This is a genomic window from Bradyrhizobium sp. 604_D8_N2_3, from assembly GCF_051810765.1.
GTDB lineage: Bacteria > Pseudomonadota > Alphaproteobacteria > Rhizobiales > Xanthobacteraceae > Bradyrhizobium > Bradyrhizobium barranii.
This window is the reverse complement of record NZ_JBPWPM010000001.1, coordinates 5,368,970-5,382,608: the sequence shown is the minus strand read 5'-3', so window position 1 is coordinate 5,382,608 and position 13,639 is coordinate 5,368,970. Positions and strand designations below refer to the sequence as shown.

Sequence of the window (13,639 nt, the reverse complement as noted above, 5' to 3'; positions counted from 1 at the left end):
GAGTCGCAGCGTTGCCCTGCGGGAGTGTTCGATGCGTTTAGCGTTCTGGCGTGCCGGCAAGGACAAGGCGGTGGTCGAGCGGGCTATTTCGAAGCCCAAGGCCGAAGCCAAATCGACCGAAGCCGCGCCCAAGATTGAAGCAGAGCTTGCGCCCGTTGCTGCGAAGCAGGCACAAGCCGAATCCGGCGACATCGATTTGCACGCGCTCGGCGCGGTGCTCGCCCGCAAGCGCGGCTGGATCATCGTGCCGACGGTGCTCGCGCTCGTCGCGTCGATCGCCGCCGTCAATCTCGTCACTCCGCGTTACAAGTCGGAATCCCGCATCCTGATCGACGGCCGCGAGAACGTGTTCTTGCGGCCGAGCAGCGACCGCAGCACCGAAGAGCGGCAGTCGCTCGATCCCGAGGCGGTGACCAGCCAGGTGCAACTCGTGCTGTCGCGCGATCTCGCGCGTGAGATCATCAGGAAGAACAAGCTCGCGGAGCGCCCCGAATTCGATCCAGTGCTGCAAGGCATTTCGCCGCTGAAGTCGCTCGCGGCGCTGATCGGCATCGGCCGCGATCCGTTTTCGATGACGCCGGAAGAGCGGGTGCTGGATGCCTATTACGAGCGGCTCCAGGCCTACGCCGTCGACAAGTCGCGCGTGATCGTGGTCGAATTCCAGTCCGCCGATCCCGACCTTGCCGCGCGCGTCGCCAATTCGATCGCCGACGGCTATCTCGTGCTCCAGCAGAATGCGCGCCAGGATCAGGCCCGCAGCGCCAGCCAGTGGCTTTCGGGCGAAATCGAAAATCTGCGCAAGAAAGTCTCCGACGCCGAAGCCAAGGTCGAGGACTTCCGTTCCAAGTCGTCGCTGTTCGTCGGCACCAACAACACCACGCTCTCGAACCAGCAGATGGGCGAGGTCAATACCCAGCTCAACAACGCACGCTCGATGAAGGCGGATGCTGAATCCAGGGCGCGGCTGATCAAAGAGATGCTCCAGAGCGGCAAGCCGATCGAGGCGTCCGAGGTGGTGAACTCCGAACTGATGCGGCGGCTGTCGGAGCAGCGGGTGACGTTGCGGGCGCAGCTTGCCGAACAGTCATCGACGCTGCTCGGCAATCACCCGCGGATCAAGGAGCTGAAGGCGCAGCTTGGCGACCTCGACAACCAGATTCGCGACGAAGCGGCCAAGATCTCGCGCTCGTTCGAAAGCGATGCGCGGATCGCCAGTGGCCGGGTCGACGGCCTGACGGCGAGCCTCGATCAGCTCAAGAAGCAGGCGACCTCGACCAACGGTCAGGACGTCCAGCTCCGCGCGCTCGAGCGCGAAGCCAAGGCCCAGCGCGACCTGCTCGAGACGTATCTTGGGAAGTATCGCGAGGCCAGCACCCGCGAGAGCATCGATACGGCGCCGGCGGAGGGCCGCATCATCTCGCGCGCCATCGTCTCGAATACGCCGGCCTATCCGAAGAAGCTGCCGATCGTGCTGATCGCGACGATCGCGACGCTGCTGCTCTCGTCCGGCGTCGTCGTCACCGGCGAGCTGCTGCGCCAGACCGCGCCGCGTGCGGTGGCCGTGTTCACGCCCGCGCAGACGCAGGCACCGGTGCGCCGAGAGCCGGTGGTCGAGCCGGTAGTCCAGCCGGTGGCCGAGCCGATGCTCGATCCGGTTGTGGAAGACCTTACGCCGCTTCAGCCCGAGATGACGGCCGATGCCGACGTCACTGAATTCGCCGAGATCGAGCATCTGGCCGACAGCCTGCGCGCTGCGGGACCGGCGGCGAAGAAGGTCACGGTGCTCGGCACCGCGGCCGGCGAAGCCATCACGCTGTCGACGCTGACGCTGGCCCGGCACCTGGCGCGCGATGCGCGCGTCGTTGTGGTCGATCTCGCCGCATCCTCGCCGACCATCGCCGCGGTGTCCGTCGATGCTTCGGCTCCCGGCCTCGCCGAGCTGATGCAGGGCGAGGCCTCGTTCGCGCAAATCATCACCCGCGACAAGCTCTCGCGGCTGCACCTGGTCATGGCCGGCCGTCCCGGCTTCGACCGCAGCCTGCTGCAATCGCCGCGGGTGACGCTCGCGATCGATGCGCTGCTCCGCGCCTACGACCACGTGCTGGTGGACGCCGGCAGCGCCTCGGACCTCCCAGCGGAACTCTTGACGGCGCATGCCCGCGCCGTCGTGGTGCCCGATGCCTTGATGGCGCCGGATGCCCGCACGCTGATGTGCGAGCAGCTGAAGGCGGTCGGCTTCAGTGAGGTGACGATGCTGAGCAGGCCGGTGCAGCCGTCGGACGCGGCCGAAGCACCGCGCGTGGTCGCGGCGTGATCTCTCTTCCCTCTCCCCTTGCGGGAGAGGGTGGCTCGTCGCGTAGCGGCGAGACGGGTGAGGGGTATCTCTCCGCGAGTCTCATGGCCGTTTAAATTTGCGGAGACATACCCCTCATCCGGCGCCATAGCCGAAGCTTCGCTTCGGCGTTCCTAAGAACGGCGGCCGAAGGCCGCCTATGCCACCTTCTCCCGCAAGGGGAGAAGGGAAGGGCAGCTCGCAAGTGGCTAGAGATTGAGAGGCTGTGACGCCTACCCGAACGTCTGTCGCAGCCGCCGCGCCAGATCGAACAACACCTGGTTCTGCTTCACCAGCCGTTTGCCGTGGCTCAGCGAGGACATCGCCATCGCCGCGAGTTTTCCGCGCGCGGTCAGGGGCACGAAGCTGTCGAAAATGTCGTCGTCGTCCTTGCAGAACATGCGCTTGTAATCGTCCGAGCCGATGCCGAGATCGAGCGAGCGGTAGCCGCGTTCGGCGTAGCGGTCGATGATGTAGCGCATCAGGATCAGGCCGGGGCTGTAGCGGGCGTGCTCGGACATCGTGTAGGTGTTGAACATCATCGAGAAGCGCTGGCCGTCGGCGACGCCGGCGAAGATCGCGATCACCTCGTCGTCGCACTCGAGCGCATGGGTGTCGATGACGCGGCCTTCGCCGCGCGGCGACAGGCATGCGCTGCGGATGAACGCTTCGACGCCGGGCTCGGCAAAGACGTTGGGCAGTTTCTGTTCGGCCATCCGCGCCGGCTTGACCCGGAAGAACCAGTCGAGCAGGCGGGTGACGTCGGCATCCGTGGTGGCGAGGTTATAACGATAGCCGGCAAGCGCCTGGAGCTTCTTTTCCTTGCTCTTGAGGCGGCGGCGAAAGGAGTTGCTGATCCGCGATGTGGGCGGCCCGCCCGGCTCCATCGCCAGGAGAGGGCAGCCGTTGATCGCGCTCTGCCGCGGCAGCTGCGCGAACGGGTTGTGCTGGTCGTGCCAGCGCAGCGGCTGCTGCGTCAGCGCGAGCACGTCGGCATGCTCGCGCAGCGGCGCAAGCAGCGCGTCGAGATCGGCGATGGCGACCTCGGCGGCGAACTCGGCGTTCCACAGGCCCATGTTGAAGGTGGTGTGCTTGCCGCCCATGAAGCAGGCCGTGCGCACGCCGTGGCCTTGCCGCAGCGAGAGCGGCAGCAGCAGGAGCGGCTGGCGCTCGGCGTCGCGGGCTATTACGATGAAGGGACTGGCGCCTTCGTGGCTGCCGACCAGCCGTTGCCATGGGGTGAGCAGGTCGAAGCGCTGGTAGGGCGTGAAGAGGTGGCCGCTCTCCTCGAACGCGCGCCAGACCGTCTCGGCCTCGGCCAGATCGGTGACGATATCGACATGCGCGATACGGCTCGCTTTCGACCGCGCTGGCGATTCTGCCGTCCGGCTTTGCATCGCCGCAGCCATGGTCATTCACGAAACCTGTCGAGAAACGAAAAATTTGCGTAGTTCGGCCTGTGGCCGACCTTTGCAAAGAAATGTCAACAAAGGGTAATGACAATCAGGCGAACGCGAAGGTGGGATATTGGCATCCGACGACAGATGGCTGGAGCGGTTGCGGCTCGAGCTGGCCTGGTTCACCGGTCAGGCCGTGCTGCGCAGCCGTGGTGCCGGCGCGATCCTGCGGTTTCAGCACGTGCGGCCGCGGCGGCGCGGCGCGTTTCAGCCGCTGCGTGAAAGCGAAATCAGTCCGCAATTCCTCGATCGCGCCATTCATGCGCTGAAGCGGTGGGGGTATGACTTCCTCGGCATGGACGATGTCTGCCGCCGCGCGGTGACGCTGCCGCAGAATCGGCGCTTCGTGGCGCTGACCTTCGACGGCGCCAACAAGGACCTCATCAGCTTCGCCTATCCGGTGCTGGCGCGCCACGCCGTGCCGTTCACGATCTATGTGCCCACTGCGTTTCCCGATGGAGTCGGAGAGGCCTGGTGGCTCGGGCTCGAGCGGATGATCGCGCGCGAGAGCCGCATCAACCTGATGATGGGCGAGAAAGAGCAGCGTTTCACCGTCACAGGCAACGCCGAGAAGCAGGCGCTGTTTTCGTTCGTCGAGAGCTGGCTGCGTTCGTTGCCGCCGGCGGATGTGTCGACTGCGATCGCCGATCTCTGCACGCGCTACCGGGTCGACCTCGCCGCGCTCTCGCGCGAAGCGTCGATGGATTGGGAGGATCTGGCAAAGCTTGCGGCGGATCCGCTGGTCACGGTCGGCAGCGCGACGGTGAACTATCCCATTCTCGCCAACATGAAGGACGCCGCCGCGTTGCGCGAGATGACGATGGGCAAGGCGGTCGCGGAAGCGGCCTTCGACCGCGAGATCAGGCACCTGGCCTTTCCGTTCGGCGATCGCTCGTCTTTCCGGCGCAGCCATGTCGTCATGGCGGAGGAGGCCGGCTTTGCCAGCGCCGTCTCGACCATCCCGGGCATCGTGGACGCGGAGGGGCGCACCAATCTGCACGCACTGCCGCGGATTTCCTGGGACGGCCGGATACAATCACTGCGCATGCTGCGCGTGCTGGTGTCCGGTGTTGCCTTCGCGCCGGTGAAACCGACCGGCAGCGTTACGAATTAAGATTTGACGCGATCCGGGCGCTGCATCCAACTCACGATCGGCATCGCCGGCAGCACCCAGCCCATGCCGACCACCACGTAATAGATCGCCTGCCGCCAGCCGGACTCGGCGATCCACGGCATCTGCGCCAGCGCCATGCCGAGCAGGGCCCAGACAGTGGCCAGCACCAGGAGCAGGATGGCGCCGAGGAACTTGCGGGTGCGGATCGTCATGGCGGAATGCTGCGGCCTTCGCGTAACTTGCGCTGCGGGAGCGGGGGACTATAAGGGGCACGCAGTCCGGTTCAAGTCTCTTTGCAACAAGGCTTGGTTTTGCCCCTGAAATGACGACGATTTTCGCTCCGACCAATCCGCATCGCGCCGTGCGCTGGTGGTTGATTTCCGTGGCCGCCCTCATCGCGCTGATGGTGCTGGTCGGCGGCGCGACGCGGCTGACGGAATCCGGCCTCTCGATCGTCGAATGGAAGCCGGTCACGGGCAGCGTGCCGCCGCTGTCGGAGGCGCAGTGGACCGAGGCCTTCGAGGCCTACAAGAAGATTCCGCAATATCGCGAGCTCAATGCGGGCATGAGCCTGTCCGAGTTCAAGGAGATTTTCTGGTGGGAATGGAGCCACCGCTTTCTCGGCCGTTTCATCGGCGTGGCCTATCTGCTGCCGTTCCTGTTCTTCCTGTGGCGCGGCGGCCTGTCGGGTGAATTGAAACGGCGGTTGTGGCTGCTGTTCGCGCTTGGCGGACTCCAGGGTGCCGTCGGCTGGTGGATGGTGGCCTCGGGCCTCACGGAACGGGTCGAGGTCTCGCAATATCGGCTGGCGACGCATCTGATGCTGGCGCTGCTGATCTTTGCCGGCATCGTCTGGACGGTGCGGCGGCTCGCCGAGCGTCCGCAGATCGTTACGCCCGCGCGGCTGAGATTCACGAGCGTGCTGCTGCTCATCGTGACCTTCGTCCAGATCTATTTCGGCGCGCTGGTCGCGGGTCTGCGCGCCGGGCGCGCCTACAACACCTGGCCGCAGATCGACGGCGCGTTCATTCCCGCCGGCGACCGGCTCTGGTTCGAGACGCCGTGGTGGCGCAACATGTTCGACAACGTGCTGACGGTGCAGTTCGAGCACCGCATGACGGCCTATGCGCTGTTCGTGCTGGCGGCGCTGCATGCGCTCGATGCGGTGCGCTCGCGCACGGCGGCCGGCGGGGCGCTCTGGCTGTTCGCCGCGGTCAGCCTGCAGGCTGTGCTCGGGATCCTCACGCTGCTCAACCAGGTGCCGATCGACCTCGCGCTTTCGCATCAGGCGGTTGCGATCGTCGTGCTCACGCTTGCAGTGATGCAGGTGGAGCGGCTGGCCTCGCGACAATCTGCACAGGCGCAGCCGCGCGCGGTTCCGGTCGGTCAGGCCGGCTGATCAGGTCAGCAATAGCCGTAGACGCCGCACGCGTAGGGCAGGCGCCAGAAATAGCCGACCTGCGGTCCGCCGTAGTACGGGCCCTGATAATCGTAGCTCCAGGGCCGGCCATAATAGCCCGGCAAGGTGCTGGAGCCGGGCAGGAGCGGCGTGCCCGGCAGGTTGCGGATGTAGCTGCCGATGCCATAGGCCGGCGAGATCAGCGCATCCGGATCGGTCTCGACATAGACCTGTGGCGGGTCCTGCGGCGGCACGGCAGCGCGCCGTCTCGCTGTGGCCGGCAGATCGGCGGCAACGGCAGCTGAGACCGTCAGCATGGCGGCAAGGGCAGGTACCATCCAGCGCAGCATCGTCGGCTCCGAATCAAAGGGGCGATCCAAGGACGATGTATGCGGCAGATATGGTTAATGACTGTTAACTGACTGCGGCCAAAACGGCCGCGGTCATTCCGGGGCGGTCCGGCAGGGGCCGAACTCAGGTGCGCAATTGCGCACCTGAGAATCTCGAGATTCCGGGTCTGGTCCTTCGGACCATCCCGGAATGACGATGGCAATTACGCCCCCAGCGCCTGCTCCAGATCGGCGATCAGATCTTCCTTGTCTTCGATGCCGATCGAGAGCCGCACCACGTCGGGGCCGGCGCCGGACTTCACCTTGGCGGCGTCGTCGAGCTGGCTGTGCGTCGTCGAGGCCGGGTGGATGACCAGCGAGCGGGTGTCGCCGACATTGGCCAGGTGCGAGAACAGCTGCAGCTTCGACACCAGGCTGACGCCGGCGTCATAGCCGCCCTTCAGGCTGAACGTGAACACGGCGCCTGCGCCCTTCGGCGCGTATTTGCGTGCAAGCTGGTTGTACTTGTCGCTTGCCAAGCCCGCATAGCTCACCGAGGCCACCGCCGGATGGCCGGCGAGGAATTCTGCAACGGCCTTGGCGTTGTCGCAGTGCTTCTGCATACGCAGCGGCAGCGTCTCGATGCCGGTCAGGATCATGAAGGCGTTGAACGGCGACAGCGCGGGTCCGAGATCGCGCAGGCCCAGCACGCGGCAGGCGATCGCGAAAGCGAAATTGCCAAAGGTCTCCTGGAGGCGGATGCCGTGATATTCGGGCCGCGGCTCCGACAGCATCGGATATTTGCCGCCCGTGGACCAGTCGAACGTGCCGGCGTCGACGATGATGCCGCCGAGCGAATTGCCGTGGCCGCCCAGGAATTTCGTCAGCGAGTGCACGACGATGTCGGCGCCATGGTCGATCGGGCGGATCAGGTAGGGCGAGGCCAGCGTGTTGTCGACGATCAGCGGCACGCCCGCCTTGCGCGCCACCGTCGAGATCGCCTCGATGTCGGTGATGCTGCCGCCGGGATTGGCGATCGACTCGATGAAGATCGCCTTCGTGCGCGGCGTCACCGCGCGCTCGAAGCTTGCGATGTCGTCGGAATCGGCCCACACCACGTTCCAGCCGAAGCTCTTGAACGCATGCGAGAACTGGTTGATCGAGCCGCCATAGAGCTTGCGCGCGGCGATGAACTCGTCGCCGGGCTGGAGCAATTGCTGCAGCACCACGACCTGTGCGGCGTGGCCCGAGGCGACCGCAAGCGCGGCGGTGCCGCCTTCGAGTGCGGCAACACGCTCTTCCAGCACCGCGTTGGTGGGATTGCCGATGCGGGTATAGATGTTGCCGAATGCCTGCAGGCCGAATAGCGAGGCGGCGTGGTCGGCGTCGTTGAAGACGAAAGAGGTGGTTTGATAAATCGGGGTCGCGCGCGCACCGGTGGTGGGATCGGGTTGTGCACCGGCATGCACGGCGAGGGTTGAAAATCCCGGAAGGCGATCGCTCATTGAGGGCGTCCTGTTCTTGTGATCTGAAATCGCGCGGCATGCTGATCGGCGACGCGCCCGCCGTCAAGGCGCCGCTTCACATCGGAGCGATCGTGCTACGCGTTGTCGCGTGAGCGAAATGAATCCTTCGCGATTGCGTCAGCTTTGTTCGCTCTTGTTTTTGGCGGCGCGATCCGATGCCGCGGTGTCGCCGCCGCCGACACTCATCCGATTGAGGGATAGCCGCATGCCTTGCGTCGGCACCGGCGGCCGTTTGGAGCTCAGGGTGCGCGAATTGACGCCCATCCAGGAAATCTCGGACGACAAGCGGCCGTATTCGATCTTGGGGCAGCGGTTCATCACGACCTTGATCCCGGCCGCCTCGGCCTTCGCCGCGGCTGCGTCGTCGCGCGCGCCAAGCTGCATCCAGATCACCTTCGGCAGCGGATCGAGCGTGAGCGCTTCTTCGACCACCGGCATGATGTGGCTGGAGTTGCGAAAGATGTCGATCATGTCGACGGGGCGGCCGATGTCGGAGAGCGAGGCGACAAACGGCTTTCCGAGCAGATCCTTGCCGACATGGCCGGGATTGACCGGGATCATGTCATAGCCGCGCTGCGCCAGATATTTGAACGCAAAATAGCTCGGCCGCACATTGACGGGCGAGGCGCCGACCATAGCGATCGACTTCACGCTGTTGAGGATGCCGCGGATGTAGTTGTCGGGATAGGCGTCGTGGTTCATCTTTTTCTTTCTCTGACCCTCATGGTGAGGAGCGCGGCACGCGCGTCTCGAACCATGAGGCCACAGTCGGGCCTCCATCCTTCGAGACGCCGCGTTCCGCGGCTCCTCAGGATGAGGAGTTGACTATTCATCCCGCCATGTTGGCGTGCGCTTCTCGATGAAGGCGCCGATGCCTTCCTCGGCGTCGCGCGCCATCATGTTCTCGGTCATCACCTCTGCCGCATAGCGATAGGCGTCCGCAAGGCTCATCTCGGCCTGGCGATAGAACGCCTCCTTGCCGAGCTTGACGGTGTAGGCCGACTTCAGCGCGACCTGTTCGGCGAGGGCAATTGCGGCCTCGCGCTCGGTGCCGGCCGCGACCACGCGGTTGATGAGCCCGATCTCGCGGGCGCGCGTGGCCGGGATCGGCTCGCCGGTCAGCAGCATTTCCATCGCCTGCTTGCGCGGCACGTTCCGCGACAACGCCACCATCGGCGTCGAGCAAAACAGCCCGATATCGACTCCCGGCGTGGCGAAGCTCGCCGCTTCCGAGGCGATCGCGAGATCGCAGCTTGCCACGAGCTGGCAGCCGGCCGCGGTCGCGATGCCCTGGACGGCCGCCACCACAGGCTTCGGCAAATGCACAACCGCCTGCATCATCGCGCTGCAGGCGGTCATCATCTCGGCAAAGAAGGCGCGGCCGCGATCCGGGTCAGTGCGGCGCGCCGTCAGCTCCTTCATGTCGTGGCCGGCGGAGAAGGCGGGGCCGTTGGCTGCGATCACGACGCCGCGGACCGCCTTGTCGTCGCGGATCTCGTTGAGCTCGGCATGCAGGCTTGCGATCATCGCCTGCGACAGACTGTTGCGGGCGGCCGGGCGGTTCAGCGTCAGGACCGCGATGGGCCCTATGGTCTCGCGCAGCAGGCTCGACGGTTGCGGGGAGGGGGCGCGGGCGGCCTGGGCGGACATCGAAGCGTTTCCGGTTGGATTCTTGCAATTGGATGACGCAGATAACTTAATGTAACAGGGGATGCGAAGCGAGGGTGAGGCGAAGCATGGCGTTAGCGAAAATGAGCGTGGCGGAGGTCGAGCAGTTTCTCCGTGACGAGTTTCCCCAGGCCTTCAGCGGCGATGACATCACGATCGAGAGCGCCGACGGCCAGACCTGCCTTTTGCGCCAGCGCTACAGCGAAAGGATGCTGCGGCCGGGTGGAACCGTGTCCGGCCCGACGCTGATGGCACTGGCCGATTTCGCGATGTACGTGGTGCTGCTGTCCGCGATCGGGCCGATCGGGCTCGCGGTCACCACCAATCTCAACATCAACTTCCTGCGCAAGGGCCAGCCCGGCCAGGACGTGCTGGCGGAGGCGCGGCTGCTCAAGCTCGGCAAGCGCCTAGCGGTCGGCGAGGTGAAGCTGCTGTCCGGCACGTCGCCCGATCCGATCGCTCATGTCACCTCGACCTATTCCATTCCAAATGTTTGAGCTTTTCGCAGGTAATATAGCACCATAATTTTAAGATATTGATTTTGCTATTGTAATTCCCGCTCTGGGGCATTGACCGTTGCGCGTCTCTTCTCTAGAAAACCGCCCAGTCCGGCGCGGTGTTCGCGCCGATATCTCCCGTCCACGGAAACTCCGATATGAAAACCTTTTCGGCAAAGCCGGCTGAGGTGACGAAGAAGTGGGTACTGATCGACGCCAAGGGTCTGGTCGTCGGCCGTCTCGCCACCATCGTCGCCATGCGCCTGCGCGGCAAGCACCTCCCGACCTACACCCCGCACGTTGATTGCGGCGACAACGTCATCATCATCAACGCGCAGCATGCGGTCCTCACCGGTCGCAAGCGCGAGCAGAAGACCTACTACAAGCACACCGGTTACGTCGGCCACGTCAAGGAGCGCACCGCGCGCCAGATCCTTGAAGGCAAGCATCCCGAGCGCGTGCTCGAGAAGGCCGTCGAGCGCATGATCCCGCGTGGTCCGCTCGGTCGCGTCCAGATGGGCAACCTCCGCGTCTATGGCGGCGCCGATCATCCGCACGAGGCCCAGACGCCCGAGAAGATCGACATCGCCAAGTTGAACCGCAAGAACACGAGGGCCGCATAACATGGCCGAATCCATCCAGTCGCTCGACCAGCTCTCGCAGCTCAAGACGGCGGCGGCGCCCGACGCGCCCAAGCACGAGAAGAAGGTCGACAAGTTCAACCGCGCCTACGCCACCGGCAAGCGCAAGGACGCGGTCGCCCGCGTCTGGATCAAGCCGGGCGCCGGCAAGGTCACGGTCAATTCGCGCGAGGTCGAGGTCTATTTCGCCCGTCCCGTGCTGCGCATGATGATCGAGCAGCCGTTCTCGGTGGCCGCGCGTTCCGGCCAGTACGACGTGATCTGCACGGTTGCCGGCGGTGGTCTGTCCGGCCAGGCCGGTGCCGTCCGTCACGGCATCTCCAAGGCGCTCACCTATTTCGAGCCGGAGCTGCGTACCGTCCTCAAGAAGGGCGGCTTCCTGACCCGCGACTCCCGCGTGGTGGAGCGCAAGAAGTACGGCAAGGCCAAGGCCCGCCGGTCCTTCCAGTTCTCGAAGCGTTAATCGCTTCGGTCACATTCGCCGCGAAAGCGGCTTCAATGAGATGCAAAAGGGCGCTGATTTCGGCGCCCTTTTTGTTGTTCGTTTGTATGCAAATTGATGACGTGTTTCCCGAAAACTTGGCCCCGCATGAAAACCTGAATGGAACTCGCGGGACATAGCGTCGCATCTGGAAGGGCGCGCAAGTCGGCTGGGCCGATCGCGTAACTTGCTATGTCTAGAAGGGGGCCGACATGATGTCGCTCGATAGCATCACGCTCTATTTGGTCGCCACCATGGTTGCCGCACTGCTCGGCGCCATGATGGTGTTTTTCGGCACGCAGGAGAACAGCCCCGCGCTGAAATGGTGGGGCACCGCGTATCTCCTCGGCGCAGCGTCCGTTGCGCTGTGGACCGCGGCTGGCGACAAGCTCGGCCCGCATCTTTACCTTGCGCTGAACGCGGTCGGCTTCGTCGCCTGCGGCATGGTGTGGAATGCGGCGCGCGTCTTCCATGGCCGCAAGCCGAATTGGCCGGGTCTCCTCGTCGGCGCGCTGGCCTGGGCCGCCGCCGCTTCGCTGCTTGATCCCGCCGCGTCCATGCTGCGCATGATCGTCGGCGCCGGCATCGTCTCGGTCTATGCGGCGCTGACCGCGAGCGAGCTCTGGGTCGAGCGGCGCAAGAGCCTGCAACGGCGCTGGCCGGCCTTCGTGGTGCCGGTGATGCACGGCTGCGTGCTGATGCTGCCGATCGTGCTCGGCAGCTTCCTGCGTCCGAACGATGCCGGCTTCTCCGGCAGCATCTGGGTCACCGTGTTTGCGGTCGAGCTCATCCTCTATGCCGTCGGCACCGTGTTCGTGATCTTCATGCTGGTGTCGGAGCGCACGGTGACTGCGCACCGGACCGCCGCGTCCACCGATCCCCTGACCGGCATGCTCAACCGCCGCGGCTTCTCGGAAGCCTGCGGGCGCGTGATCGAGCGCGAGGCCAAGGCCGGCCGTCCCGTGACCGTGATGATCTTCGACATCGATCATTTCAAGTCGATCAACGACCGCTTCGGCCATCCCGCCGGCGACGAGATGCTGAAACTGTTCTCGACCGTCGTCGTCAGCAACCTGCGCATGACCGACATGTCGGGCCGCATCGGCGGCGAGGAGTTCGCGGCGTTGCTGCCGTGTTCGCTGGAGGAGGGTGTCCTGGTTGCCGAGCGCGTGCGCGAGGCGTTCGAGACCTCCGGCGTCGTGGTCGACGAAGGCCCGGTCGACACCACCGTCAGCATCGGCGTCGCCGGCGGTCCGGCCGGCACCGAGCTCGAGGTGCTGCTGGCCTCGGCCGACACCGCGCTCTATCAGGCCAAGCGCGGTGGCCGTAACCGGGTCGAGGCGGCGGAGGAGCTGCCGCTGTCGCTGGAGAACTGGCGCCGCCAGAGCGCGGCGCGGGTCGGTGCGCCGCAGGCGCGTCCGGCCACCGCCTGAAGCCAAGAGGCGCCTCAAGAGGCGCCTTCGGTAATCCGCTGTTTACCATTCGATCCCTACCATTGCGGTCATGGAATCGATCCGTCGACAGAACCCGCAGACTGCCCTGATGTCGCTCGAAGCCGCTGCGGCCTCGGCACGCGGCGGCTTCGCTTGCGTGTTCTCCACCGCGGATGAATACGAGCGCGCGCTGATCACCGAGCGCCGCGCCCAGGGGCGCTACACGCAAAGCCGTAGCTACTGGCCGCTCGCGCTGTTCATCGGTCGCGCGCTCATCGTGGCAGGCACCGCTCTGCTGTTCGCCTGAGAGCACGCATTTTTGACCGGTCAGGGCGCCGATTCGGTGCCTTTTTCTTCGTTGCGGTCTACGGTAGACACACCCATCAAACAAACAGGGTGGAAACCGATGATCACCGAGATTGCGCAAATCGACGTCAAGCCGGGCAGCGAGAACGATTTTGAGGCGGCCGTCGCCAAGGCCAAGGCAGCCTTCGGCGGTTCCAAGGGCTTTCACGGCTTCGAGCTGCACAAGTCGATCGAGAAGCCGCAGCGCTACCGGCTGATGGTGAAGTGGGCGACGCTGGAGAACCACACCGTCGATTTCCGCGGCTCGGAGAATTTCACCGAATGGCGCGGCCTCGTCGGCCAGTACTTTGCTTCGCCCCCGGAGGTCGAGCACACCGAGACCGTGCTGACGACCTGAGCGACTTCACGACGCCTTACGCCGCCTCGTCGCCTGAGCATGATCTTTTCGGAAAACCG

15 protein-coding genes are annotated in these 13,639 nt (G+C 65.1%); 9 read left to right on the top strand and 6 right to left on the bottom strand.

Annotated elements, in window-relative coordinates:
* Positions 1-31: 31 nt before the first annotated feature.
* Positions 32-2,314 (top strand): GumC family protein, encoded by a 2,283-nt coding sequence (locus AB7245_RS25595; protein WP_354116195.1) that lies wholly within the window; start codon positions 32-34, stop codon positions 2,312-2,314.
* 251 nt (positions 2,315-2,565) lie between these two features.
* On the opposite strand, the gene AB7245_RS25590 is transcribed toward AB7245_RS25595, so the two are convergent.
* The gene (locus tag AB7245_RS25590) at positions 2,566-3,747 is read right to left on the bottom strand and encodes a GNAT family N-acetyltransferase (RefSeq protein WP_439035055.1); all 1,182 of its coding nucleotides are present in this window, start codon (positions 3,745-3,747) and stop codon (positions 2,566-2,568) included.
* A gap of 112 nt (positions 3,748-3,859) precedes the next feature.
* Here AB7245_RS25590 and AB7245_RS25585 point away from each other — a divergent pair, with 112 nt between their 5' ends.
* Positions 3,860-4,903 carry a polysaccharide deacetylase family protein gene (locus AB7245_RS25585; RefSeq protein ID WP_085400740.1) on the top strand — a complete coding sequence of 348 codons (1,044 nt, stop codon included), beginning with the start codon at positions 3,860-3,862 and terminating at the stop codon, positions 4,901-4,903.
* On the opposite strand, the gene AB7245_RS25580 is transcribed toward AB7245_RS25585, so the two are convergent.
* The gene (locus AB7245_RS25580) at positions 4,900-5,115 is read right to left on the bottom strand and encodes a DUF2842 domain-containing protein (protein WP_014494810.1); all 216 of its coding nucleotides are present in this window, start codon (positions 5,113-5,115) and stop codon (positions 4,900-4,902) included. The genes AB7245_RS25585 and AB7245_RS25580 overlap by 4 nt on opposite strands.
* Before the next feature lie 110 nt (positions 5,116-5,225).
* On the opposite strand from AB7245_RS25580, the gene AB7245_RS25575 reads away from it, so the two are divergent.
* The gene (locus AB7245_RS25575) at positions 5,226-6,302 is read left to right on the top strand and encodes a COX15/CtaA family protein (protein ID WP_085400738.1); all 1,077 of its coding nucleotides are present in this window, start codon (positions 5,226-5,228) and stop codon (positions 6,300-6,302) included.
* Positions 6,303-6,307: 5 nt separating this feature from the next.
* Here AB7245_RS25575 and AB7245_RS25570 read toward each other — a convergent pair whose 3' ends face one another.
* The 4 genes from AB7245_RS25570 to AB7245_RS25555 form a co-directional block, all read right to left on the bottom strand.
* On the bottom strand, positions 6,308-6,652 hold the full coding sequence (locus tag AB7245_RS25570) for a hypothetical protein (RefSeq protein WP_063982941.1): 345 nt from the start codon (positions 6,650-6,652) through the stop codon (positions 6,308-6,310).
* A gap of 203 nt (positions 6,653-6,855) precedes the next feature.
* Positions 6,856-8,136 (bottom strand): O-acetylhomoserine aminocarboxypropyltransferase, encoded by a 1,281-nt coding sequence (locus tag AB7245_RS25565; protein ID WP_028149015.1) that lies wholly within the window; start codon positions 8,134-8,136, stop codon positions 6,856-6,858.
* A 138-nt stretch (positions 8,137-8,274) separates the two neighbouring features.
* Entirely contained in the window at positions 8,275-8,859 is a 585-nt protein-coding gene (locus AB7245_RS25560) for a CoA-binding protein (RefSeq protein WP_085400736.1), read from the bottom strand.
* A 123-nt stretch (positions 8,860-8,982) separates the two neighbouring features.
* Entirely contained in the window at positions 8,983-9,807 is an 825-nt protein-coding gene (locus AB7245_RS25555) for an enoyl-CoA hydratase (RefSeq protein WP_063982943.1), read from the bottom strand.
* A gap of 86 nt (positions 9,808-9,893) precedes the next feature.
* On the opposite strand from AB7245_RS25555, the gene AB7245_RS25550 reads away from it, so the two are divergent.
* From AB7245_RS25550 to AB7245_RS25525, 6 genes are all read left to right on the top strand, one after another.
* Entirely contained in the window at positions 9,894-10,322 is a 429-nt protein-coding gene (locus AB7245_RS25550) for a PaaI family thioesterase (RefSeq protein ID WP_039147848.1), read from the top strand.
* Between the two features lie 158 nt (positions 10,323-10,480).
* Entirely contained in the window at positions 10,481-10,945 is a 465-nt protein-coding gene (gene rplM, locus AB7245_RS25545; RefSeq protein ID WP_008137961.1) for a 50S ribosomal protein L13, read from the top strand.
* 1 nt (position 10,946) lies between these two features.
* Positions 10,947-11,426 (top strand): 30S ribosomal protein S9, encoded by a 480-nt coding sequence (gene rpsI, locus AB7245_RS25540; protein WP_007611021.1) that lies wholly within the window; start codon positions 10,947-10,949, stop codon positions 11,424-11,426.
* A 230-nt stretch (positions 11,427-11,656) separates the two neighbouring features.
* Entirely contained in the window at positions 11,657-12,877 is a 1,221-nt protein-coding gene (locus tag AB7245_RS25535) for a GGDEF domain-containing protein (RefSeq protein ID WP_085400734.1), read from the top strand.
* Between the two features lie 70 nt (positions 12,878-12,947).
* Positions 12,948-13,184 carry a hypothetical protein gene (locus AB7245_RS25530; RefSeq protein ID WP_085400732.1) on the top strand — a complete coding sequence of 79 codons (237 nt, stop codon included), beginning with the start codon at positions 12,948-12,950 and terminating at the stop codon, positions 13,182-13,184.
* 99 nt (positions 13,185-13,283) lie between these two features.
* The gene (locus tag AB7245_RS25525) at positions 13,284-13,580 is read left to right on the top strand and encodes an antibiotic biosynthesis monooxygenase family protein (protein ID WP_085400731.1); all 297 of its coding nucleotides are present in this window, start codon (positions 13,284-13,286) and stop codon (positions 13,578-13,580) included.
* Positions 13,581-13,639 lie beyond the last annotated feature (59 nt).

Coding starts and splice junctions, on each gene's coding strand:
- AB7245_RS25595 (WP_354116195.1), top strand. CDS start 32: ATGCGTTTAGCGTTCTGGCGTGCCGGCAAGGACAAGGCGGTGGTCGAG.
- AB7245_RS25590 (WP_439035055.1), bottom strand. CDS start 3,747: ATGACCATGGCTGCGGCGATGCAAAGCCGGACGGCAGAATCGCCAGCG.
- AB7245_RS25580 (WP_014494810.1), bottom strand. CDS start 5,115: ATGACGATCCGCACCCGCAAGTTCCTCGGCGCCATCCTGCTCCTGGTG.
- AB7245_RS25575 (WP_085400738.1), top strand. CDS start 5,226: ATGACGACGATTTTCGCTCCGACCAATCCGCATCGCGCCGTGCGCTGG.
- AB7245_RS25570 (WP_063982941.1), bottom strand. CDS start 6,652: ATGCTGCGCTGGATGGTACCTGCCCTTGCCGCCATGCTGACGGTCTCA.
- AB7245_RS25565 (WP_028149015.1), bottom strand. CDS start 8,136: ATGAGCGATCGCCTTCCGGGATTTTCAACCCTCGCCGTGCATGCCGGT.
- AB7245_RS25560 (WP_085400736.1), bottom strand. CDS start 8,859: ATGAACCACGACGCCTATCCCGACAACTACATCCGCGGCATCCTCAAC.
- AB7245_RS25555 (WP_063982943.1), bottom strand. CDS start 9,807: ATGTCCGCCCAGGCCGCCCGCGCCCCCTCCCCGCAACCGTCGAGCCTG.
- AB7245_RS25550 (WP_039147848.1), top strand. CDS start 9,894: ATGGCGTTAGCGAAAATGAGCGTGGCGGAGGTCGAGCAGTTTCTCCGT.
- rplM (WP_008137961.1), top strand. CDS start 10,481: ATGAAAACCTTTTCGGCAAAGCCGGCTGAGGTGACGAAGAAGTGGGTA.
- rpsI (WP_007611021.1), top strand. CDS start 10,947: ATGGCCGAATCCATCCAGTCGCTCGACCAGCTCTCGCAGCTCAAGACG.
- AB7245_RS25535 (WP_085400734.1), top strand. CDS start 11,657: ATGATGTCGCTCGATAGCATCACGCTCTATTTGGTCGCCACCATGGTT.
- AB7245_RS25530 (WP_085400732.1), top strand. CDS start 12,948: ATGGAATCGATCCGTCGACAGAACCCGCAGACTGCCCTGATGTCGCTC.
- AB7245_RS25525 (WP_085400731.1), top strand. CDS start 13,284: ATGATCACCGAGATTGCGCAAATCGACGTCAAGCCGGGCAGCGAGAAC.